Genomic DNA, 21,849 nt, shown 5'->3' with positions numbered 1-21,849 from the left:
CGGTAATTTCCTCGTGACATTGTAACTTATCCAATTTGCACGTTACAAACTTATATTTGCAGCATAGCATGTGTCTTTATGGAAACTTCATGCATGTCCCATGCCGGACGCGCTGTAGAGACGTTCAAAGTCCTCGATCGGCATCGCCGGCCCCAGCAGGTTGCCCTGCAGCCCCCCGCAGCCCCCCGACACCAGGAAGCGGCGCTGGTCCTCGTGCTCGACGCCTTTCGCGACGATGTCGAGATTGAGCGTGTGCGCCAGCGCGATGATGGCCTGCACCATGGGCGCTGCTTCCGGGTCAACATGGGCGTCGTGCACGAAGGAGCGGTCGATTTTCAGGGCCGCCAGCGGGATCCGCTTCAGGCAGGCGAGCGAGGCATAGCCGGTGCCGAAATCGTCCAGCGAGAAGCACACGCCCTGCCCGCACAGTTCGCGCATGCGCTCGACGATCTCGCCGAGGTTTCCGGCGAACGCGCTGTCCGTCAGCTCCAGGCACAGCCGGTCGGCCGGTGCGCCGGTGCCGGCCAGGATCGCGGCCACGGTCTGCGGGAACTCGGCGTCGCGCAACTGGCGCGCGCTGACGTTGACCGCGAGCTTCAACCTGGAGAGCGCGCGGTCGGTGCTCCAGCGCGCCAGCGCGCGGCAGCCCTGTTCGAGGACGTCCTGCCCGAGCGGCAGGATCAGGCCGGTCGATTCGGCCAGCCCGATGAATTCGCCCGGGCTGACCAGGACGCCGTCCTCGCGGCGCCAGCGGACCAGGGCTTCGGCGCCGACCAGGTGTCCGTGGCCGCTGAACTGCGGCTGGCAGTACAGCACGAACTGGTGCCGCTTCACGCCGCGGCGCAGCGCGCTCTCCAGCGATGCCTGGCGGTCGGCCGCCGACTGCATGCCCGGATCGAAGAAGCGCGCGGTGTTCCGACCCTCCGCCTTGGCCTTGTACATCGCCAGGTCGGCCTGCTTGAGCAGGGTCTCGATGCCGGCCGCGCTGCCCTCGAACAGCGCGATGCCGATGCTTGGCGTGCTCAGGATCAGGCGCCCGGACAGGTAGAACGGTTGTTCGAAGGCCGCCAGCAGCTTCTCGACCACGTGCTTCGCCTCCGTCACCGCCTCTCCCAGGGCTGCGCCCAGTTCCTCGAGCACGATCACGAATTCGTCGCCGCCCAGGCGCGCCAGCTGGTCGCTGTGGCGCAGCGTGAGCCGCAGGCGCTGCGCGACCTGGCGCAGCAGCGCATCGCCGAGGTCGTGGCCGAGGGTATCGTTGAGCAGCTTGAAATTGTCGAGGTCGAGGAACAGCAGCGCGCCGTGGTGGCCGGAACGGTCGCTGCGCGCCAGTACCTTGTCCAGTTCCTCGATCAGGAAACGGCGGTTCGGCAGGCCGGTCAGGTGGTCGAAATAGGCCGCCTCGTAGATGCGCCGCTCGGCCTGCTTGCGTTCGGTCAGGTCGGTGTTCGTTCCCGAGATCCTCAGCGGCCGGCCGTCCAAACGGCGCAGGACATAGCCGCGCGACAGCACCGGGACGTTGTGGCCGTCGCGGTGCCGCAGCCGCAATTCGATGCCGTAGCTCTCGCGCCGCGACAGCAGCAGTTCGCGCATGAAGGCTTCGACCCGCGTACGGTCGTCCGGATGGGTGAGCCTCAACCACAGCTCGCCGTCGGCGGGCAGCGCATTCGGCTCGTAGCCGAGCATGCTCCACCAGCGCGGCGAGTAATAGACTTCGCCGCTGACCAGGTCGACATCCCATGACGCATCGCTGGAGCCGCGCAGCACCAGTTGCAGGCGCCGCTCGGATTTCTGCAGTCGCTGCTTGGCGCGCTTCAGGGCGGTGCAGTCGGTGAAGCACACCACGACCCGGGACAACTCTCCAGCGTCGTCGAATTCCGGATAGGCATTGCAGATCAGCCAGCGTTCCGCTTCCTGTTCCGTCGCCGGGATGCCGACGACCACCTGCGAGACCTTGTCGCCGGTGCGCAGGACCACGTTCACAGGAAACTCTTCCGGCGGCATCGGCTGCCGGTTCGAGCGGATGAAGGTCCAGGCGGCCGCCGTGGGGGCCGTGTCCTTCAGCTGCGCCGGGCTCCGCTTGAGCAGTTCGCAGGCGAGCCGGTTCGCCGACAGGATGCGCCCATCGGCATCATGCACGACGACCCCTGCCGGCAAGTGTTCCAGCAGGTCGTCGAAGTGCCGCCGGATGTCCGCGGCAATCGAAGAGTCCATGAGCGCAGGCGTAAAACGGCTTGGTCGACGAGATGCACAGCCTAGCACGAACGCCGCGCGCACAGCGCGGCAAGCGCGATACGGCGCACGGCCCGGCGCCGCGGCCCTGCACAGCGTCGGCGGCAGCGCGAATTGTTGGCGCCTTTTGACGCACATCAAGTGTGCCACTGGCCCTGGACATCCCCCTGCCTTAGAGTGATGCAAGCCCAATGAGTCTCCACGGGGAACCACGCATGAACATCCGCTCCGACATCCCGGCCAGCGAGCAGCGGCGCGACGCCAGCGCCTGGCAAGGCGGCGCCTGGCGCCACCAGTATCCCGAGGCCAGCCCCGAACATGCGCAGATCGACCTGGCCGTGAACGCCTGGCTGGGCCGGCTGACCGGCTACATCTCCCCCGCCGCACTGGCGGCGGCCTGGCAGGACTGGGGCGCACACCTGCTGCTGTCGCCGGCCAAGCAGATGGAACTGACGGTACAGGCTGCAGCCAACGCCGAGCGCTGGCTGCACTACAGCGCCAGCGCCATGCTCGGCACGGCCGACGAACCGGTGCGCCCGCTGGCCCAGGACAAGCGTTTTTCCGATCCGCTCTGGCACACCTGGCCCTACAACCAGCTCAGCCAGGGCTTCCTGCTCGCCCAGCAATGGTGGCACCGCGCCACCACCGGCGTGCGCGGGGTCTCGCCGCATCACAGCGATGTGGTGACCTTCATGACGCGCCAGCTCCTGGATGGCGTGGCGCCGTCGAATTTCATCGCCACCAACCCGGTGGCGCAGCAGGCGACGCTGTCCAGCGGCGGCCAGAATCTCGTGCGCGGAACGGTGCGCGCCGCCGGCGACGCGCGGCGGGCGCTGACCGGCGGCGCACCCGAGGTCAGCTGCCGCCCGGGACGCGAGGTCGCCATCACGCCAGGCAGCGTGGTACTGCAGAACCACCTGGTCGAACTGATCCGCTACGCGCCGCAGACGCCGCAGGTGCACGCCGTGCCGCTGCTGATCGTGCCGGCCTGGATCATGAAGTACTACATCCTCGACCTGTCGCCGGAGAATTCGCTGGTGCGCTACCTGGTCGGGCACGGCCACACCGTCTACGTGCTGTCCTGGAAGAACCCGGAGGCCGAGGACCGCGAACTCTCGCTCGACGATTACCGCCGTCTCGGCATCATGGCGGCGCTCGACGCGATCGTCGCCCAGACCGGCGCCCCGAAGGTGAACGCCTGCGGCTACTGCATCGGCGGCACGCTGCTGGCGATCGCGGCGGCGGCGATGGCGCGCGACGGCGACCACCGCCTGGCCAGCATGAGCCTGCTGGCGGCCCAGGTCGACTTCACCGAGCCGGGCGAGCTGTCGCTGTTCATCGACGACAGCCAGGTCGCCTTCCTCGAAGCCGTGATGTGGCAGCAGGGCTACCTCGACACGCGCCAGATGGCGGGCGCTTTCCAGCTCCTGCGTTCGAGCGACCTGATCTGGTCACGCCGCCTGCGCCACTACCTGCTCGACATTCCCGACAAGGACAACGACCTCGCTTCCTGGAACGCGGACGCGACCCGCATGCCCTACCGCATGCACTCGGAGTACCTGCGCAAGCTGTTCCTGAAAAACAGCCTGGCCAGCTCGCGCTACATCGTCGACGGCCGGCCGGTGGCCCTGACCGACATCCACATCCCGGTCTTCGCGGTGGGCACCCTCACCGACCACGTGGCGCCGTGGCGCTCGGTGTACAAGGTCGTGCCCCTGAGCGACACCGACGTCACCTTCCTGCTGACCTCGGGCGGGCACAATGCGGGGGTGGTGTCGCCGCCCGGCACGCCAAAGCGCAGCTACCAGATCGCTACCCATGCCCACGACGGCCGCTACGTCGACCCCGAGAGCTGGCAGGCCGCGACCGAAGAGCGCCAGGGCAGCTGGTGGCCGGCCTGGGAGTCCTGGCTGGCGCGCCATGCCGGCCCGATGACGGCGCCGCCCGCGCCGGCGCCCAGCCTCGGCGACGCGCCCGGCACCTACGTGCTGCAGCCATGAACCTGCCGGCCTGAAGCGGCCCTGCCGGTGCTGATGGCGCATGGCCGCAGGCCCGGGCTCACGCCAGGTACTGTCCGCCGTTCACGTCGAAGGTCGCGCCCGTGATGAAGCCGGCGGCGTCGTCGGCCAGGAAGGCGACCACCCGCCCGATGTCTTCCGGCATGCCGAGCCGCCCGACCGGAATGCCGGCGACGATGCCCTGCAGGACCTCGGGCCGCACGGCGGCCACCATTGGCGTGTCACAGTAGCCCGGCGCGACGGCATTGACCGTGATGCCGTCGCCGGCATTCTCCAGCGCCAGCGATTTGGTGAAGCCGAGGATGCCGGCCTTGGCCGCCGCATAGTTGCACTGGCCCGCCTGTCCCTTGCGCCCGTTGATCGAACTGATGTTGACGATACGCCCGAAGCGCCGCTCGCGCATGCCCTCGATCACCAGGCGGCTCATATTGAACACCGAGCCCAGGTTGGTGCGCACGACCCGCCACCACTGCTCCTTGCCCATCCTGTGGAAAGCGGCATCGGCGGTGACGCCGGCATTGTTGACCAAAATCTCCGCCGGACCCAGGGCCTGGGTGAGCCCGGCCAGGCCCGCGCGTGCCGCCCGTCACTACCGCCATCCGTCCCATGCCGCCTCCTTGCTCTTTGCTACGTCCGTCAGACCTGGCCCGCGGCGCCAGGAGCGGCGCCTGTACGGGAGATTTGATCGCGATCAAAGCGGTGGCGCGCATGGCGCGGACCCGGAAAATCGATGTCATCAAGCTGTTATTTTTCTTCCATACACTGCGCTTCTCGAACATTTTTATAACCTGAAAGGCTTGATATGCGCATGAAGCACCTGCTGGCAACCATCATCATCGGCACCTCGGCTACCTTCGCGAGCACCGCGGCCCTGGCTGTGGACATCACGGGCGCCGGTTCGACCTTCGCCTACCCGATCTACTCGAAGTGGGCCGAAATGTACAAGAAGACCAGCGGTAACGGCCTCAACTACCAGTCGATCGGGTCGGGCGCGGGCATCAAGCAGATCAAGGCCAAGACCGTGGAGTTCGGCGCCTCGGACATGCCGCTGTCGCTCGAGGAGCTGAACGAAGCCGGCCTGATGCAGTTCCCGACCATCATGGGCGGCGTCGTCACCATCGTGAACCTGGACGGCGTGCAGCCGGGCCAGCTGAAGCTGACCGGTCCGGTCGTGGCCGATATCTACCTCGGCAAGATCGCCAAGTGGAACGACCCGGCCATCGCCGCCCTGAACCCGGGCGTGAAGCTGCCGGCCGAGGACATCACCGTCGTGCACCGCGCCGACAGCTCGGGCACCTCTTTCCTGTTCACCGATTACCTGTCGAAGACCAGCCCGGACTTCAAGTCGAAGATCGGCGCCGGCACCGCCGTGAAATGGGCTACCGGCGTGGGCGGCAAGGGCAATGACGGCGTCGCCGCCAACGTCCAGCGCATCAAGGGTTCGATCGGCTACGTCGAGTGGGCCTATTCGAAGAAGAACAAGCTGAGCCACACCCAGCTGAAGAACCACGACGGCAGCTTCCTGCAGCCGGACGACGACGCCTTCAAGGCCGCCGCCGCCAACGCCGACTGGGTCAAGGCGCCGGGCTTCGGCGTGGTCCTGACCGACCAGCCGGGCAAGGCCGCCTGGCCGATCACCGGCGTGACCTACGCCCTGGTGCACAAGTCGCAGGGCGACGCCGCCAAGGGCAAGGAAGTGCTGAAGTTCTTCGACTACGCCTTCAAGAACGGCGCCGGCGCGGCCACCGAACTGGACTACGTGCCGATGCCGGATTCGGTCACCAAGCTGGTGGAAGCCGCCTGGAAGAACAATCTGAAGGATGGCGCGGGCAAGGCGGTCTGGTAAGCCGGCCGGCGAATCGCGGCAGGCCTAGCGCCCGATGGTGCGGGCCCGGCCTGCCGGCACCGGTTCGGGCGCTCGCCCGGCAGTCAGGAAGCGCGCAATGAAGCTGTCGGGACTGATCGGCGGCGACAGCAGGTAGCCCTGGATTTCCTGGCAGCCTTCGGCGCGCAGGAAATCCAGCTGTTCCGTCGATTCGACGCCTTCGGCAATCACCTGCAGGTTCAGGTTGGACGCCATCGCCAGGATCGTGCGCACGATCGCGCAGCCATCCGCGCTGCCCGGTATGTCCCGTACAAAACTCTGGTCGATCTTCAGGCGGTCGAAGGGCATCTGCTTCAGGTAGGACAGCGACGAGTAACCGGTGCCGAAGTCGTCCACCGCGAGTTCCACGCCCATCGCCTTGATCTGGCGCAGCTTGTCGAGGGCGTCCACGACGTCGGCCGCGAGCGCTCCCTCGGTGATCTCCAGTTCGAGGCAATGTGCGGGCAGTCCCGACAGGGCAAGCGCATACCGCACCTGCTCTACGAAATCGGTCTGCTGCAGCTGCACCATGGACACATTGACGGCGATCCGCAGCTTCAGGCCGGCGCGGCTCCAGTCCATCGCCTGGCGGCAGGCCGCCCTCAGCACCCAGTTGCCCAGCGCAACGATGAATCCGCTGTCCTCGGCCAGGTTGATGAACTCCTGGGTCGGCACCATGCCGACCCCCGGGCGGTCCCAGCGCACCAGGGCTTCGGCGCCGACGATGTGCCCCCCCTTGAGCGAGCGTTGCGGCTGGTAGAACAGGCTGAACTCGTCATGCTCGATCGCGTGCCGGAGCGCGGTTTCCATGTCCAGCCGGTGTTCGACCTGGCGCGCCATCGAGCTGTCGAAGAATTGCCAGCCGTTGCGGCCGGCGGCCTTGGCCCGGTACAGGGCGGTATCGGCATTGCGCAGCAGGGTCTGCGCATCTGTTCCGTCCGCCGGAAACAGGGAAATGCCCATGCTGACCGTCACGTAGAGCTCGCGGCCCTCGACCGGAATCCTGCGCTCGAGCGCTGCGTTGATGCGCTCGGCGAGCTGCTCGACCCGCAAGGCGACATGGTCCACCTCCTCCATTACCACGGCAAACTCGTCGCCGCCCATCCGCGCCAGCGTGCCGGCCGGCCCGATGCAGCCGCGCAGGCGCTCGGCGATCTCGACCAGCACCTCGTCGCCCGGCCCATGTCCCAGGCTGTCGTTCAGCATATTGAAATTGTCGACGTCGATCAGGAGGATCGCCACCCCCGCGTGATTGTGCTGCGCCAGCGTCAAGGCGTGCTCGATGCTGTCGGCCAGCGCATGCCGGTTGGGGAGCTTGGTCAGGGGATCGAGGTGGATCGCCTGGAACAGCTGCAGTTCCGACTGTTTCTGGCGCGTGATGTCGATCGTGACGCCGCGGACGTGCAAGGTCCCGCCGCTGGTGCCGGCCAACATGATGTTGCTTCGAAGCCAAATTTCCCTCTTGTCGGGCCGGAGGATACGGTGTTCCATCGGCTTGAACAGGCTCGGCCCGCCGACGGCCAGCGCCGCTTCGACCGGTTTGCCATCCAGTCCAGTGCTGAGCTTGTCGCGCCAGAAGTGCGGGTCGTCCACCCATGCGTCGGCCTTGTAGCCAGAGATCGCTTCGGCGTTGCCGCTGACATAGGTGAATCGGAATTCCGGCAGGGTCGCTTCCCAGACGACACCGTCGATGCCATCGACCAGCTCCTGGAAGCGCCGGCGCGCGGCGTCCAGTTCGTCGTTGCGCTTTGCCAGGCCAAGCTGGGCCGCTTCCAGGTCGGCCAGGCGCCGCCACACGAAACGCAGCAGCATCAGGAGCAGGAACGTGGACAGGGCGCCGAGGCCGGCGAACTGCCAGCTGCGCGTGACCCAGGGCTGCAGGACCTCGTCGCGCCGCGCGCTCGCCACGGCGACCAGCGGCGACTGGGCGTAGCTGGCATAGCCGATCACCCGCGCACTGCCGTCGGTCACGCTGCGGTCGTTGATGAAGGAACCGGTCGGCACGCTCTGCAGGCTGCGGAACAGCCGCGTGCGCGCCAGGTTACGTCCCATCACGTCGGCCGCCAGCGGCGTTTCCATCACCACCCAGCCATCCCGCCTGACCAGCAGCAGGCGGGTATATTCGCCCAGCTGCAGGCTGCGGTAGAAGCGGTCGAAATAGGCCATGTCGACGCCGAGGCTGACGATCATCTTCATGGAGCCGTCCGGATTGTCGAGCCGGCGCGCGATCGGAACGCTCCACCTGCCGGTGGTGCGCGACTTGACCGGGCGGGAAATGTGCATGCCGGTGTCGTGGTGCGAAGCCAGGTAGGCGTAATACTCGCGGTCGCGGTTGTCGATCGGCTGCATCGGATAGCGCGAGGCGCTGGCGCGCATCATGCCATCCGGCGAGGTGACCGAGAACCCGCTGGCCATGGGAAGATCCTGGATCGCAGCGGCAAGGATCTCGTGCAGGCCGGCCTGGTCGTCGAGCGTCAGCGCGCGGCGCTGGATCTCGGCCGCCGCCGCACTGACGTGGCTGTCCGCTTCGCCGAAGGTGCGCACGGCGTGCTCGTTGAGCGTCGCGGCGATGCTGCGCATTTCGGACTCGGCCTTGCCGATCGTCGACTGGTAGTCTTGCATGATTGCAATGCCGGCAGACAAGATATACAGCACCGGCAGCGCGATCGCGAGCGCCAGCAGACCGCGGCGCAACTTACGGGCAGAGTGTAAGGGCATTCTGACCCATCCTCGGAAAATACAGGGGGAGCCCGGCTAGCATACACCTTGCCCGCAGTGCTGCCGTGCGCACCCGTCCCCTGAACTATCCGGCCGGCGGGCTTGCGGGCCAGGCCATGCTTTCCAGTTCGTCGGAAATGACCTGCTGCCCATGCTCGACCATGAATTCATGAAACGAGCCGGCCACCCGCGGAATCCCACGCGCCTCCTTGTGCATCACGTACCAGTCGCCCTGCACCACGACGCCCGGCACCGGCAGCACGCTGAGCAGCCGGTTCCTCACCTCGAGCGTACAGGCGTGCACGGACAGGAAGGCCACGCCGAGGCCCGCGGCCGTCATCTGCTTGATCGCCTCGTTGCTCGACAGCTCGGAGCCGATCGCCAGCGGCATGCCCGCGTCCTCGTACAGGCGCTCGATGGCGGCGCGCGTGCCCGAACCGCGCTCGCGCACCAGCAGGTTGTCGTCCGCGATGTCGGCCAGCGTCGGCGCCGCCTTCTTCAGCAGCGGGTGTCCCGGCGCGACGAAGAAGGCCATCGGGTGGCGCGCGAAGCGGCTGGCGCTGGTCGGGAATTCGCGCGGCGGCGTCCCCATGATGGCGAGGTCGATCTCGTCGCGGCTCAGCATGCCGATCACCTCGGGGCGCGATCCGACCTGCAGCTTGATGCGCACGTGCGGGCGGCCCGTCGTGAAGCGCACCAGCATCGGCGGCAGCAGGTGTTCGGCCGTCATCACGGCGCCGATGCGCAGGGTACCGCTGGTCACGCCCTTCAGCGCGGCGATCCCGTCGCCCGCCTCTTCCCACAGGCCGAGAATGCGTTCGGCGTAGCCGACCAGCAGTTCGCCGGCCGCCGTCATCTGGATGTTGCGGCCCTGGCGGCGCGTCAGCGGCACGCCGGACGCCTCTTCCAGTTGTTTCAGGTGCAGGGAAACGGCGGGCTGGGTCACGTGCATCGCCTCCGCGGCGCGCGAAACGCTCTGGTGGCGCGCCACGAGCACGAGCGCCTGCAATTGCTTGAAGCTGGCTGGATACATAAGCTTTTACTTATCGGTTTTCGAAAATTATTTATTTTTATTTTATCTTGCTCGGCCGTATAGTAAAGCCATCCCGCGACAACAGTTCAGAAAAGGAGCTCATCATGACGGCACAAGCGCTCATCTTCGACTTATCCGCATTCCCTGGCGTACAGGCGGCCGGCCACGCGCCGGAAGCTCCTGCCGGCCTGGATGTCGACCGCCTGCTGGACGAAGCCGTGGAACACGGCCTGCCCTGCGCCCTGATCTCGGAACTCCCTTACCGCCAGGCCGAGCAGCAGCTGCGCCGCCGCTTCGGCGACACCGCGCACCACATCTTTTCGGTGGTGCTGACCGGCGCCGACTTCAAGGAACGCGGCCACAAGGCCCCTTATTCCGTGGTGCTGAACCAGATGGGTGTGCCGCCCGACGAGGTGCTGGCCGTCACCGGTTCGCCGCATGCGATCGCCGCTGCGCGCACGGCCAGGATCGGCGTACCGGCCGGCCGCGAGCCGAAACGCAGGACCCTCACCGTCGTCCGCCACTGAGCAGGCGGCCGCGTTTTCCATCCGGCCGCCGTGCGGCGGCTCCCGGCAAGGGCCGATCGGGCGTGATAGAATCCTGCAATCGGGGAAACCCCGCTTGAATGGTCTTATCGACGACTCGTATCGCCCGCGCCTCCCCGCCCCTCCACTGACCAGGTCCGCAATGATTGCGGACCGATCCTCCACTACCCGGTAATGTTCACCAGGCTTGCATTTGGAGCAAGGGACGACAAAGTTCGCAGGGTTCTTAACCAACTAGTTAGTTAAGAACCCTGCGATGCCAGGACGATAAGCATCGCCGCAGGCCCTCGCGAGGCTGCCCGAACGACGCTTCATCGCATGCTTAGTTCCTGGAGAATTTGTAATGACTAAAAGTGAAACCCCTCCGTCAGCGGCGCTGCGGGCCGGCTGTGTCCTGCTCGGGCTCGTCCTGCTCGCCACCGGCCTGTTCTTTGCCGTCGGCGGCGCCAGGCTCGCCACCCTGCACGGCAGCTGGTACTTCCTGATCGCCGGCCTCGTCATGGTCGCAGCCGCCGTGCAGTTCATACGGCTGAAATGGTCCGCCGTCCTCGTGTACGGCGCCGCCTTCGTCGGCACCCTGGCCTGGGCGCCGCTCGACGCCGGCCTCGATTTCTGGCCGCTGGTGTCGCGCCTGATGCTGCCGACCGGCCTGATGGTGCTGGCCCTGCTGGCCTGGCCCGCGCTGCGCAGGGTCGATTCCGGACTGGCGGGATCGAAAGGCGCTTACGGCCTTGCCGCCCTGCTGGCGCTGGGCATGGCCGGCGCCTTCGCAGCGATGTTCCAGCCGCATCCGACCGTCGCCTTCCAGGGGACGCCGACGCCGCTGCTGCCGGTCGCCGCCGGCCAGCAGCAAAAGGACTGGAGCAGCTACGGCAACACGCCGGGCGCGAGCCGCTTCGTCGCGCTCGACCAGATCACGCGCGACAACGTGAAGAACCTGCAGGTCGCCTGGACCTTCCATACCGGCGACATCCCGGTCAGCCCCACCGGCAACGGCGCGGAAGACCAGCAAACCCCGCTGCAGATCGGCGACCGCATCTACCTCTGCACGCCGCATAACAATGTGATCGCGGTCGACGCCGACAGCGGCAGGAAGATCTGGGAGCGCGACATCAACGCCCAGGCGCAGGTGTGGAACCGCTGCCGCGGCCTGGCGTATTTCGATGCGACGCAGCCGCTCGCCCAGCCGACCCTGGCCGGCGCCTCGCCGGTGCCGCCGGCAGCGCTGCCCGCCGGCGCGAACTGCCGGCGCCGCCTCCTGATGAATACCATCGACGCCCGCCTGGTCGCGATCGACGCCGACACCGGCGCCATGTGCGAAGGCTTCGGCATGGGCGGCTTCGTCGACCTGAAGGCCGGCCTCGGCGCGGCGGCCGATCCGACCTACCAGCTGACGTCCGCGCCGACCGTCGCCGGCACGACCGTGGTGGTGGGCGGCCGCGTGGCCGACAACGTCCAGACCGACATGCCGGGCGGCGTCCTGCGCGGCTTCGACGTCATCACCGGCGCGATGCGCTGGGCCTTCGACCCCGGCCACGACGATCCGAACGCCCGCCTCGCGCCGGGCCAGACCTGGGCCCGCAGCACGCCGAATTCATGGGCCGGCATGTCCTACGACGCCGCCATGAACACGGTGTTCGTCCCGATGGGCAGCTCCTCGGTCGACCTGTGGGGCGGCAACCGTACCCCGCTGGACCATCGCTACGCGACCTCGATCCTGGCGCTCGATGCCAGCACCGGCAAGGAGAAATGGGTCTACCAGACGGTCCACAACGACCTGTGGGACTTCGACGTGCCGATGCAGCCGAGCCTGATCGACTTCCCGAAGGCGGACGGCTCGACCACGCCGGCCCTGGTGTTCGGCACCAAGGCCGGCCAGCTGTTCGTCCTCGACCGCGTGAGCGGCAAGCCGCTGACGCGCGTCGAGGAACGCCCGGTGAAGACCGCCGGCATCATGCAGGAGCAGTACTCGGCCACCCAGCCCGTTTCAAGCGGCATGCCGCAGATCGGCACCGGACCGCTGAAGGAATCCGACATGTGGGGCGCCACGCCCTTCGACCAGCTGATGTGCCGCATCAGCTTCAAGTCGATGCGCTACGAAGGCCTGTTCACGGCGCCCGGCACCGACGTCTCGCTCAGCTTCCCGGGCTCGCTCGGCGGCATGAACTGGGGCGGGCTGTCGATCGACCCGAACCATCACGTCATCTTCGTCAACGACATGCGGCTCGGCCTGTGGGTGCAGATGATCCCGCAGAAGACCGACAATGGCCCCGCCGGCAACGGCGGCGAAGCGGTCAATACCGGCATGGGCGCGGTGCCGCTGAAGGGCACCCCGTACGCCGTCAACAAGAACCGCTTCATGTCGGCGCTCGGCATCCCCTGCCAGAAGCCGCCGTTCGGCACCCTGTCGGCGGTGGACCTGAAGACCCGCAAGCTGCTGTGGCAGGTCCCGGTCGGCACCGTGCAGGATACCGGCCCGATGGGCGTCAAGATGCGCATGCCGATGCCGGTCGGGATGCCGACCCTCGGCGGCACCCTGGCGACCCAGGGCGGCCTGGTGTTCATCGCCGGCACCCAGGACTACTACCTGCGCGCCTTCGACAGCGCGACCGGCAAGGAAGTCTGGAAAGCGCGCCTGCCGGTGGGCAGCCAGGGCGGCCCGATGAGCTATGTGTCGCCGAAGACCGGCAAGCAGTACGTGCTGATCTCGGCCGGCGGCGCACGCCAGTCGCCGGACCGCGGCGACTACGTCATCGCGTATGCGCTGAATCCATGATTATCTTGAGGCCAAGAATGCAACTGAAGAATGAATCCCGGCGTCCGCCGATCTGGCGCCCCGCCGGCTGCGCCGCCCTGCTCGCGATGGCAACGCTGGCGCCAACGCCCGCACGGGCGGACGACGCCACATTGACCGGCGACTGGGGCGGCGCGCGGACCCGATATCTCGACGCCGGCGTGAACTTCCGCGGCGATTACGTCTCCGAGACTTTTGCCAACGTCAGCGGCGGACGCCAACGCGGCAGCACCTATGCCCAGCAGCTGCGCCTGGGCGCGGACTTCGACATGGACCGGCTTGCCGGCTGGTCGGGCGCCACGCTGCACCTGACGGTCAACGACCGGCGCGGGGCGGGCGTTTCGGCCGACTACATCGGCAACCGGCTGCCGGTCCAGGAAGTCTACGGCGGCCCCTACACCCGCCTGTCCGAGGCCAGCATCGAACAGAACCTGGCTGGCGGCCGCCTCAATCTGCGGCTCGGCTTTTTCGCCATGGGCAACGACCTTGGCGGCATGATCCTCGGATGCCAACTGGTGAATGCGGTCTTCTGCGCACACCCGCTGTCCCTCTCGGGTAACAGCGGCTGGTACAACTACCCGAATGCGCGCTGGGGCGCCGCCGTCCGCTACCAGCTGCGGCCCGAACTGCTGGTCCGCACCGGCCTCTACCAGGACAATCCGCGCCTCGGCGACAGGGAGAACGCCTTCCGGCCCTTCGCCGCCGGCACCGCCGGCGTGTTGCTGCCACTGGAGCTGGAATATGCGCCCGGCAGCGCGCCGCACGCCGCGGCGCTGCCTGGACATTACAAGCTTGGCGCCTTCTACGATACGGCCAAGGTGAAGCGGCAGGGCGAGCCTGGCACGGTGAGCGGACGGTATGGCATGTATGTGCTGGCGGACCAGATGGTATGGCGCCAGGGCCCGGGCGGCCGCGGCCTTTCCGTGTTCGGCCAGTTCACGGCGAACCCGCGCGCGTCGGCCCAGATCACGCGCTGGTATGCGGCCGGCCTGGTCAAGACCGGCACCTTCGCGGGGCGGGATGCGGATACGCTCGCGCTGGGCCTCGTGCATGCGCAGGTGAATCCACGCTTGCGCGAGAGCGCCGCCGTGGTTAACGCCGATGACGGCGGCTATGCATCGCTCCCCGCCGGCGAATCCGTGGTCGAACTGAGCTACGGATGGCAGCCGCGGCGCTGGCTGGGTGTGCGGGCCGATCTCCAGTACATCGTCGAGCCCGGCGCATTTGCTTACCGCTCTACCCGCAATGCGCTGGCGCTCGGCAGCCAGCTGAAAATCAGCTTCTGATCAGGACGCGCGCACGGAGCGCAGGATCGTGTCGACCACGGACTCGCGCCGCGCCGCGTGCACCTCGGGCGCGCCGAGGTCGCGGTCGAAGATGAAGCTGAAGGTATGGCGGTTCGAGACGTTATAGAAGGACAGCGCGCTGATCGACATGTGCAGGTCGACCGGATCGACGTCGGCGCGGAATACCCCTTCGGCGATACCGCGCTGGCACAGGCGCTCCAGCACCGTGATGGCGGAACGGTTGATCGCCCGCAGTTCCGGGATCTTGCGGATGTACTCGCCGTGGTTGATGTTCTCGCCCATCACCATCCGGATGAACTCGGGATGCGCGGCATGGAAGTCGAAGGTGGCGCCGACCAGCTTGCGCAAGGCGGGCTCCGGCGCCAGGCTCTCGTCGACATGGAACTCGCCCTCGATCTGCCGGAAGCGGCGGTAGCTCTCTTCCAGCGCGGCCACGTACAGGTCTTCCTTGCTGCCGAAGTAGTAGTAGATCATCCCCTTGTTCAGCCCGCTTTCGGCGGCGATCGCGTCGATGCGGGCGCCGCTCAGCCCGTGCCTGGAGAATTCCTGGAGGGCGACATTCAGGATCCGGTCGCGGGTGCCGTCTTCCTCGGCCTTGGAGGCGGCCTTCGATCTGCTTGGTTTCGTCATCCGGCCATTCTAAACGATGGCGCTAATCCGCCTTGCGCGCGAACCAGGCCGCCAGCGCGGAGCCGGACAGGTTGTGCCACACGCTGAACACGGCGCTCGGCACCGCGGCCAGCGGGTTGAAATGCGCGGCCGCCAGCGCGGCGCCGAGCCCGGAATTCTGCATGCCCGTCTCCAGCATCACCGCCTTGCGCTTGGCGAGGTCCATGCCGAACAGCCTGGCGAACAGATAGCCGAGCGCGAAGCCGAGCAGGTTGTGCAGGATGACCGCCACCAGGATCAGCAGGCCATTGGTGAACAGTTTCGGCCGGTTCAGGCCGACGATGATCGCGATGATCAGCACGATCGCGATCGTGGACACCAGCGGCAAGGCCTTCACGCTGGCCGCCGCCTGCCTGCGGAACAGGGTCTTGGCGACCACCCCCAGCACAATGGGCAGGATCACGACCTGCACGATGTCCATGAACAGGGACTGCGTATTAATGTCCATCCATTCGCCGGCCAGCAGCGAGACCAGCGCCGGCGTGGCCAGCGGCGCCACCAGCGTCGATACCGCCGCGATCGAGACCCCGAGCGCGACGTCGCCCTTGGCCAGGAAGGTCATGACGTTGGAGGCGGTGCCGCTCGGGCAGCAGCCGACCAGGATCACGCCGACCGCGATGTCGGGTGGAAGGCGCAGCGCGATCGCCAGCACATAGGCGATGCCCGGCATGATCAGGTAGTGCCCGACCACGCCGATGGCGACGTCCCGCGGCCGGCGGAACACTTCCCGGAAATCCGCCGCGGACAGCGTCAGCCCCATGCCGAACATGACGATGCCGAGCAGCGGCGTGATCCAGGATTTATAGCCGGTAAAGAGCTGCGGCGCGAAAAAGCCGAAGCAGGCAAACAGGAGGACCCAGAACGGGAAGGTTCTTGCGACGACTGCACTGGCTTTTTCTATTGCGTTCACGCGCTGGCTCTTTCCTGGATACGTGGCGAATTCATCCGGCATTGTATCGAATCGGCCCGGCGGTCTGCAGTAGAATCGGATGTCGACCATCTTGACCGAGCGCGCCATGACACAAACCTCCCTGTTTCCCGGCTTCAGCGCACGCAGCATCGACGTCGCGCCGGGTGTCGCCATCCATGCCCTGATCGGCGGCAGCGGCCCGCCCCTGGTCCTGCTGCATGGCCATCCGCAGACCCACGCCATCTGGCACAAGGTGGCGCCGGCACTGGCCGAACGCTTCACGCTGGTCGCCTGCGACCTGCGCGGCTACGGCGACTCGTCCAAGCCGCCGGGCGCCGCCGACCACGGCAATTACAGCAAGCGGACCATGGCCGCCGACATCCTCGCGGTCATGCATGCGCTCGGCTTCGGGCGCTTCAAGGTCCTGGCGCACGACCGCGGCGCCAGGGTCGCGCACCGGCTCGCCATCGACCATCCGGACGCCGTCGAGGCCATGGTCCTGCTCGACATCGCGCCCACGCTGGCGATGTACGAGCAGACCGGCGAAGCGTTCGCGCGCGCCTACTGGCACTGGTTCTTCCTGATCCAGCCGGCGCCGCTCCCGGAACGCCTGATCGCCGCCGATCCACGCGCCTACATCACCGACGTCATGGGCCGCCGCAGCGCCGGGCTCGCGCCTTTCGATCCGCGGGCGCTGGCCGAATACCAGCGCTGCATCGCGCTTCCCGGCGCCGCGCACGGCATCTGCGAAGACTATCGCGCCTCGAGCGGCATCGACCTGGAACACGACCGCGCCGACCGCGCGGCCGGACGGCGCCTCGGCATGCCGCTGCTCGTGCTGTGGGGCGGCGACGGGGTCGTGCAGCGCTGCTTCAAACCGTTGCAGGAGTGGCAGGCCGTGGCGGACCAGGTGGCGGGAACGGCGCTGCCCTGCGGCCACTACATTCCCGAGGAGGCGCCGGAAGCCCTGCTCGCGCATGCGCTGCCCTTCCTGAGCTCGGCACCTTCATCGTCTGACCGGGAGGAAATATGAAAACAGCAGTGTTCAGCGCGCGGCGCTATGACAGGACGATGCTGGCGCGGGCGAATGCCTCGGCCCGGCACGAATTGCGTTTTTTCGACGACCGGCTGACCGCCGAGAACGCCCCGCTTGCCGAAGGATGCGAGGCCGTCTGCGTCTTCGTCAACGATGTCGTCGATGCCGAAGTGCTGGCGATCCTGGCGCGACAGGGAACCCGCCTGATCGCCACCCGTTCGACCGGCTATAACCACATCGATGTCGCCGCTGCCGGGCAGCACGGGATCGCTGTCGTGCGCGTCACCGATTATTCGCCGTATTCCGTGGCGGAGTTCGCGGTCGGCCTGCTGCTCGCCGTGAACCGGAAAATCGCGCGCGCCAGCGTCCGCACGCGCGACGGCAATTTCGACCTGGATGGCCTGATGGGCGTGGACCTCCACGGGAAGACGGTCGGCGTGGTCGGCACCGGCAAGATCGGGGTGATCTTCGCACGGATCATGGGCGGCTTCGGCTGCCATGTGGTCGGCTACGATCCCTACCGGAATCCGGCTTTCGAAGCGGCGGGCGCTCGCTATGTGTCGCTGGACGAGCTGCTGTCGTCCAGCGATGTGGTTTCCCTGCACTGCCCGCTCACCGACCAGACCAGGCGCATCGTGAATGCGGAGACGCTGGCGCGCGCCAAGCACGGCAGCATTCTCATCAACACCAGCCGGGGCGGCCTGGTGGACACGGAATCGGCCATCCAGGCGCTGAAGACCGGGCAACTGGGGGGACTGGCGATCGATGTCTATGAACAGGAAGCGAATCTGTTTTTCCAGGACCTGTCCTCGACGATCATCCGCGACGATATCATCCAGCGCCTGGTGTCCTTTCCCAACGTGATCGTCACCGGCCACCAGGCTTTCTTTACCGTCGAGGCGATCGGACAGATCATGCAGACCACGATCGAAAGCATCACGGCGTTCGAACGCGGCGAAGAACTCGTCAACCGGGTCCCCCCGGCCTGAAGCGGCAGGCGGGCCGTAGAGGCCGGACCCGCCAGCGCCGCGCCCGGCGCGCGGCCAGCAAGCCCAGCGCCAGCACCAGCATCGCGGCGGCCGGGGGCTCGGGCACTGCCGGAATGCCGCTCAGGAGCACGGTCCCATAGCAGAATACGCCCGCCCGGTCGCAGGTCCTGGCCAGGATCTGCTCGTCGTTATTGATGGCGTAGGCCGACGTCAGCAGCAGGTCGGCCTGCGGGTCGACGAACGTGTTCAGGTCGATCAGCCTGCCGTCGGCGTAGAGGAAGGCGCGCTGGTCCATGGTTCCGACCACCTGGCCCAGGTCGTTGACGTCGTAGGCCGCCCCGTTCGCGGCCGCCGGCGTCAGGTCGGCGATCGTCCTGCCGTCGTAGAGCCAGCCGTGCCGGCGGCCGTCGCCGGCCGTGGCGGTTCCGCTGACCCAGCCGGCGTCGTTGATCGCGCTGGCGACGGATTGCGTGCCGAAGGCCGGCAGGTCGGTGCACCGTCCGTGGCTGTAGACGCAGGTGACGATGCCCCGTCCGGGCGGGTAGTACTCGACCAGCATGTCGCCGGCCTGGTTGATGGCCCCCGCCACGCTGCCGGCGGGGCCGACGACATCGACGCGCCCGTCGCGGATCACCATCGCGCGCAGGTCGGTGGTCTGGCCGGTGATGTCGCCGCGGTCGTTGAGCGCGTTCACGCTGCCGATCCCGTACCTGGCAGACAGGTCCTGGGTGCGGCCGGACGCATGGAAGAAGGGATGCAGGGAACCGTCCGCCGTGCTCGATTCGCCGACGGCCTGCCCCTTGTTGTTGATGCTGCGGATCCGGGTGATGTTCCCGCCCAGGCTGTCGACGTTCTCGTTCAGCGGCTGGCCGGAAATATAGGCCGGCTCGATCGGAATGTCCGGACCGAAATTGTTCACGGCGTAACGGCCACCGTCGTTCAGGTCGACCGCGGCCGCGTATTTCCCGGCCACCGGGGTCACCGACAGGTAGGACGGCGCGGCGCCCGCCGCCGCCGCGGCCAGGGACAGGATCGCGAACGCGGCGCCCAGGCGGGCGCTCGCGCCGCGCCGCCACGACCGCTCAGGACAGCGGTTCATCCCTGAACTCCGGCTGCGTCGTCTCCCTCGGGTCGCGCAGCACCAGCACCGGAATCGCCGAGCGCGCCAGCACATACTGGGCAACGCTGCCGGCGTAGCCGCGCTCCACGGCGGACGGACCATGCGAGCCCATGACGATCAGGTCGCACTCGTAGTCCTCCGCCGTCTGCACGATCTCCGGCCCCGGCGACGAGGCCAGCTTCACCAGCACCTCGCACGACACGCCGCCGCTCTTGGCGATGCGCGCGACCGTCTCGACATGGGCACGCGCCGCCTTCAGGGCGCGGTCCGCGGCAGGCTCCAGGCCGTGGATGGACGAGGCCTCCGGCGCCAGGGAAAACTGGGGCTGTGCGACCGACACCGCCACCATCCGCCTGGCCCCGGTGTGCGCCAGAACTACCGCCATCTGCGCGGCGCGGACCGCGACGTCCGAACCGTCCGTTGCTACCAAGATCTTTTCGATGATCATGAGGATCCCCTCCAGCGCCGACCGGATCCGGGACTTCGAATCCGGCACTCGATCGCCACCCGCGAAGCCCGAGGAAAACGATCGAATTCCCTTACATCGCCACGACAGCCGTGCCGCTATACCTCGATGATCACCTTCATGGCCCCGGTTTGCGCCGCGCGGCCGAAGGTATCGTAGGCTTCCTCCATCTGGTCCAGCCGGAAGCGGTGCGTCACCAGCGAGGCCGGCGCCAGCCGGTGCGACGCCACCGCCCTCAGCAGCTGGGGCGTGGTCACCGTGTCCACCAGCCGCGTGGTGATCGTGATGTTGTGCGACCACAGGCGTTCCAGGTGCAGGTCGGCCTTGGTGCCGTGCACGCCGATATTCGCGATGGTGCCGCCCGGCGCCACCAGTTCCTCGCACAATTCGAAGCTGGCCGGCACGCCGACCGCTTCGATGACGGTATCCGCGCCGCGCCCCCCGGTCAGGGCCATCACGCGCCCAACCGTGCCGGCGTCGGGCGCCAGCACGTGGGTCGCACCGAAGCGCTGGGCGACCTCCAGGCGGCGGCGGTCCGGGTCGATCACGATCAGCAGCGCCGGCGCATAGAACTGCGCCGTCATCAGGGCGGCCAGGCCGATCGGTCCGGAACCGACGATGGCGACGCTGCAGCCGGGCGCGACCTTCCCGTTCAGGACGCCGCATTCGAAGCCCGTCGGCAGGATATCGCTGAGCATGGTGAGCGCGTCCTCGTCGGCGCCGTCCGGAACATGGTGCAGGCTGAAGTCGGCGTGCGGGATCCGCACATAGTCCGCCTGGGTGCCATTGATGCGGTTGCCGAGTATCCAGCCGCCATCCAGGCAATGCGAATACATGGCCCTGCGGCAGTAATCGCAGCGTCCGCAGGACGTGATGCAGGAGATCAGGACGCGCTCGCCCGGCCTGAAGGCGGTGACGGAGCCGCCCACGGCCTGGATGACACCCACGCCTTCGTGCCCGAGCGTGGTGCCGGGCTGGCAGGTCGGCACGTCGCCCTTCAGGATGTGCAGGTCGGTCCCGCAGATCGTGGTGCGGGTCAGGCGCACGATGGCGTCGCCGGGATGGTCGATCGCCGGCAGCGACCGCTCTTCCAGGCTGCGGCGGCCCGGCCCGTGATACACAAGTCCCCGCATGGTGGCCTCCTCGACAGTGCAGCTGCACGCGTATGCAGGAATCATAAGGCAGGAAGTGCGCAGGAAGTTCATGTGTTTTTGATGCAAATCAAAATCGGGGCAGACACATGGAATAGCGCGGGCTTACAGTGGATCTTGCCTACACTTTACTGGGGAATGACATGATCAAGACTATTCTCATGCACGTCGATGATGGCCCCGGGCAGGAAAGCCGCCTGCGCGCCGCCGCCCTGCTGGCGAACGAGCATGGCGCGCATCTCGTCGGCAGCGCCGCGACCGGCGTCTCGTGGATCGAGTTCGCCCTGCTGTCCGGATCGATGGCGGCCCCGGTCCCGCTGGAAGACTTCGATGCGGTGCGCGATGCCGCATCCGCCCGCCTGCGCCTGTTCACCGAGCAGGCGCGCCGCCTCGGCGTGGAATCCGTGGAAGAGCGCCTCATCGAGGAGGCCACCGATTACGGCCTGCTGCTGCAGTCGCGCTACGCCGACCTGGTGGTCCTGAGCCAGGACGCCGAGGCATCCTCCTCCCCCGGCCTGCCCTCGCACGAGCGCCGCCTGCCGGAACACCTGGCCCTGCACGGCGCCAGGCCGGTGCTGGTGGTTCCTCCCGGCTACCAGGGCCAGCCGATCCCCGGCACCGCCGTCGCCGGCTGGGACGGCAGCCTGCAGGCGCTGCGCGCGCTGAGCGCCGCCCTGCCCCTGTTGCGCCGCGCCGAAAACGTCAAGCTGGTCCTGATCAACCCGGACACGCTGTCCGCACTGCACGGCGAGCAGCCCGGCGCCGACATGGCGCTCTACCTGGCGCGCCACGGCATCCAGGTCGAGGTGGTGGTCGAGCGTACCCGTGCTTCCGAAGGCAAGGCCCTGATGGGACTGGCCAGGGACTGCGGCGCCGGGCTGATGGTGATCGGCGCGTATGGCCATACCCGCTACCGCGAATGGGTGCTGGGCGGGGTGACGCGCGAGTTGCTGACCCAGGCGCAGGTGCCGCTGCTGATCGCGCACTGAGATGCCGG

The 21,849-nt window shown here is 67.5% G+C and carries 17 protein-coding genes; 8 read left to right on the top strand and 9 right to left on the bottom strand.

What is annotated here, in order from left to right:
• Nucleotides 1–87: 87 nt before the first annotated feature.
• Nucleotides 88–2,214, bottom strand: a complete 2,127-nt coding sequence (locus AM586_RS01250; protein WP_052233939.1) for a GGDEF and EAL domain-containing protein — start codon at nucleotides 2,212–2,214, stop codon at nucleotides 88–90.
• A gap of 233 nt (nucleotides 2,215–2,447) precedes the next feature.
• Between AM586_RS01250 and AM586_RS01245 the strand changes: the two genes are divergently transcribed.
• On the top strand, nucleotides 2,448–4,232 hold the full coding sequence (locus AM586_RS01245; RefSeq protein WP_082439584.1) for an alpha/beta hydrolase: 1,785 nt from the start codon (nucleotides 2,448–2,450) through the stop codon (nucleotides 4,230–4,232).
• A 58-nt stretch (nucleotides 4,233–4,290) separates the two neighbouring features.
• On the opposite strand, the gene AM586_RS01240 is transcribed toward AM586_RS01245, so the two are convergent.
• A complete protein-coding gene (locus AM586_RS01240) occupies nucleotides 4,291–4,818 on the bottom strand; it encodes an SDR family oxidoreductase (RefSeq protein ID WP_109370404.1) in 528 nt (175 codons plus the stop codon).
• Between the two features lie 234 nt (nucleotides 4,819–5,052).
• On the opposite strand from AM586_RS01240, the gene pstS reads away from it, so the two are divergent.
• Entirely contained in the window at nucleotides 5,053–6,096 is a 1,044-nt protein-coding gene (gene pstS / locus AM586_RS01235) for a phosphate ABC transporter substrate-binding protein PstS (RefSeq protein WP_047825017.1), read from the top strand.
• Nucleotides 6,097–6,120: 24 nt separating this feature from the next.
• On the opposite strand, the gene AM586_RS01230 is transcribed toward pstS, so the two are convergent.
• Together AM586_RS01230 and AM586_RS01225 are read right to left on the bottom strand one after the other, a co-directional pair.
• Entirely contained in the window at nucleotides 6,121–8,832 is a 2,712-nt protein-coding gene (locus AM586_RS01230) for an EAL domain-containing protein (protein ID WP_082439583.1), read from the bottom strand.
• An 85-nt stretch (nucleotides 8,833–8,917) separates the two neighbouring features.
• The gene (locus tag AM586_RS01225; RefSeq protein WP_047825016.1) at nucleotides 8,918–9,865 is read right to left on the bottom strand and encodes a LysR family transcriptional regulator; all 948 of its coding nucleotides are present in this window, start codon (nucleotides 9,863–9,865) and stop codon (nucleotides 8,918–8,920) included.
• A 104-nt stretch (nucleotides 9,866–9,969) separates the two neighbouring features.
• On the opposite strand from AM586_RS01225, the gene AM586_RS01220 reads away from it, so the two are divergent.
• The 3 genes from AM586_RS01220 to AM586_RS01210 all read left to right on the top strand — a co-directional run bounded on the left by AM586_RS01220 (nucleotide 9,970) and on the right by AM586_RS01210 (nucleotide 14,490).
• Nucleotides 9,970–10,392 (top strand): HAD hydrolase-like protein, encoded by a 423-nt coding sequence (locus tag AM586_RS01220; RefSeq protein WP_047825015.1) that lies wholly within the window; start codon nucleotides 9,970–9,972, stop codon nucleotides 10,390–10,392.
• A 361-nt stretch (nucleotides 10,393–10,753) separates the two neighbouring features.
• Complete coding sequence (locus AM586_RS01215; RefSeq protein ID WP_047825014.1) at nucleotides 10,754–13,186, top strand: membrane-bound PQQ-dependent dehydrogenase, glucose/quinate/shikimate family; 2,433 nt, start codon at nucleotides 10,754–10,756, stop codon at nucleotides 13,184–13,186.
• Nucleotides 13,187–13,203: 17 nt separating this feature from the next.
• Nucleotides 13,204–14,490 carry a carbohydrate porin gene (locus tag AM586_RS01210; RefSeq protein WP_047825013.1) on the top strand — a complete coding sequence of 429 codons (1,287 nt, stop codon included), beginning with the start codon at nucleotides 13,204–13,206 and terminating at the stop codon, nucleotides 14,488–14,490.
• On the opposite strand, the gene AM586_RS01205 is transcribed toward AM586_RS01210, so the two are convergent.
• Together AM586_RS01205 and AM586_RS01200 are read right to left on the bottom strand one after the other, a co-directional pair.
• Nucleotides 14,491–15,141 carry a TetR family transcriptional regulator gene (locus tag AM586_RS01205; protein ID WP_047825012.1) on the bottom strand — a complete coding sequence of 217 codons (651 nt, stop codon included), beginning with the start codon at nucleotides 15,139–15,141 and terminating at the stop codon, nucleotides 14,491–14,493.
• 22 nt (nucleotides 15,142–15,163) lie between these two features.
• Entirely contained in the window at nucleotides 15,164–16,090 is a 927-nt protein-coding gene (locus AM586_RS01200) for a bile acid:sodium symporter family protein (RefSeq protein WP_047825352.1), read from the bottom strand.
• A gap of 106 nt (nucleotides 16,091–16,196) precedes the next feature.
• Here AM586_RS01200 and AM586_RS01195 point away from each other — a divergent pair, with 106 nt between their 5' ends.
• Both AM586_RS01195 and AM586_RS01190 read left to right on the top strand, forming a co-directional pair.
• On the top strand, nucleotides 16,197–17,123 hold the full coding sequence (locus tag AM586_RS01195) for an alpha/beta fold hydrolase (protein ID WP_047825351.1): 927 nt from the start codon (nucleotides 16,197–16,199) through the stop codon (nucleotides 17,121–17,123).
• Nucleotides 17,120–18,115, top strand: a complete 996-nt coding sequence (locus AM586_RS01190; RefSeq protein ID WP_060566877.1) for a 2-hydroxyacid dehydrogenase — start codon at nucleotides 17,120–17,122, stop codon at nucleotides 18,113–18,115. Before AM586_RS01195 ends, AM586_RS01190 begins: the two co-directional genes overlap by 4 nt.
• On the opposite strand, the gene AM586_RS01185 is transcribed toward AM586_RS01190, so the two are convergent.
• The 3 genes from AM586_RS01185 to AM586_RS01175 all read right to left on the bottom strand — a co-directional run bounded on the left by AM586_RS01185 (nucleotide 18,093) and on the right by AM586_RS01175 (nucleotide 20,834).
• Nucleotides 18,093–19,214, bottom strand: a complete 1,122-nt coding sequence (locus AM586_RS01185; protein ID WP_060566876.1) for an HAF repeat-containing protein — start codon at nucleotides 19,212–19,214, stop codon at nucleotides 18,093–18,095. The genes AM586_RS01190 and AM586_RS01185 overlap by 23 nt on opposite strands.
• Nucleotides 19,198–19,665 carry a universal stress protein gene (locus AM586_RS01180; protein ID WP_162600512.1) on the bottom strand — a complete coding sequence of 156 codons (468 nt, stop codon included), beginning with the start codon at nucleotides 19,663–19,665 and terminating at the stop codon, nucleotides 19,198–19,200. Before AM586_RS01180 ends, AM586_RS01185 begins: the two co-directional genes overlap by 17 nt.
• A 134-nt stretch (nucleotides 19,666–19,799) precedes the next feature.
• Nucleotides 19,800–20,834, bottom strand: a complete 1,035-nt coding sequence (locus AM586_RS01175) for a zinc-dependent alcohol dehydrogenase family protein (RefSeq protein WP_047825009.1) — start codon at nucleotides 20,832–20,834, stop codon at nucleotides 19,800–19,802.
• 161 nt (nucleotides 20,835–20,995) lie between these two features.
• Between AM586_RS01175 and AM586_RS01170 the strand changes: the two genes are divergently transcribed.
• Nucleotides 20,996–21,841 (top strand): universal stress protein, encoded by an 846-nt coding sequence (locus tag AM586_RS01170; RefSeq protein WP_047825008.1) that lies wholly within the window; start codon nucleotides 20,996–20,998, stop codon nucleotides 21,839–21,841.
• Nucleotides 21,842–21,849 lie beyond the last annotated feature (8 nt).

This window comes from Massilia sp. WG5 (assembly GCF_001412595.2).
Classification (GTDB): Bacteria; Pseudomonadota; Gammaproteobacteria; order Burkholderiales; family Burkholderiaceae_D; genus Telluria.
Note: the sequence above shows the minus strand (reverse complement) of the source record. Positions and strands in the feature narration are given on the sequence as shown.

Bases quoted from the DNA above. Each gene is read 5' to 3' on its own strand.
- AM586_RS01250 (WP_052233939.1), bottom strand. From the start codon at position 2,214: ATGGACTCTTCGATTGCCGCGGACATCCGGCGGCACTTCGACGACCTG.
- AM586_RS01245 (WP_082439584.1), top strand. From the start codon at position 2,448: ATGAACATCCGCTCCGACATCCCGGCCAGCGAGCAGCGGCGCGACGCC.
- pstS (WP_047825017.1), top strand. From the start codon at position 5,053: ATGCGCATGAAGCACCTGCTGGCAACCATCATCATCGGCACCTCGGCT.
- AM586_RS01230 (WP_082439583.1), bottom strand. From the start codon at position 8,832: ATGCCCTTACACTCTGCCCGTAAGTTGCGCCGCGGTCTGCTGGCGCTC.
- AM586_RS01225 (WP_047825016.1), bottom strand. From the start codon at position 9,865: ATGTATCCAGCCAGCTTCAAGCAATTGCAGGCGCTCGTGCTCGTGGCG.
- AM586_RS01220 (WP_047825015.1), top strand. From the start codon at position 9,970: ATGACGGCACAAGCGCTCATCTTCGACTTATCCGCATTCCCTGGCGTA.
- AM586_RS01215 (WP_047825014.1), top strand. From the start codon at position 10,754: ATGACTAAAAGTGAAACCCCTCCGTCAGCGGCGCTGCGGGCCGGCTGT.
- AM586_RS01210 (WP_047825013.1), top strand. From the start codon at position 13,204: ATGCAACTGAAGAATGAATCCCGGCGTCCGCCGATCTGGCGCCCCGCC.
- AM586_RS01205 (WP_047825012.1), bottom strand. From the start codon at position 15,141: ATGACGAAACCAAGCAGATCGAAGGCCGCCTCCAAGGCCGAGGAAGAC.
- AM586_RS01195 (WP_047825351.1), top strand. From the start codon at position 16,197: ATGACACAAACCTCCCTGTTTCCCGGCTTCAGCGCACGCAGCATCGAC.
- AM586_RS01190 (WP_060566877.1), top strand. From the start codon at position 17,120: ATGAAAACAGCAGTGTTCAGCGCGCGGCGCTATGACAGGACGATGCTG.
- AM586_RS01185 (WP_060566876.1), bottom strand. From the start codon at position 19,214: ATGAACCGCTGTCCTGAGCGGTCGTGGCGGCGCGGCGCGAGCGCCCGC.
- AM586_RS01175 (WP_047825009.1), bottom strand. From the start codon at position 20,834: ATGCGGGGACTTGTGTATCACGGGCCGGGCCGCCGCAGCCTGGAAGAG.
- AM586_RS01170 (WP_047825008.1), top strand. From the start codon at position 20,996: ATGATCAAGACTATTCTCATGCACGTCGATGATGGCCCCGGGCAGGAA.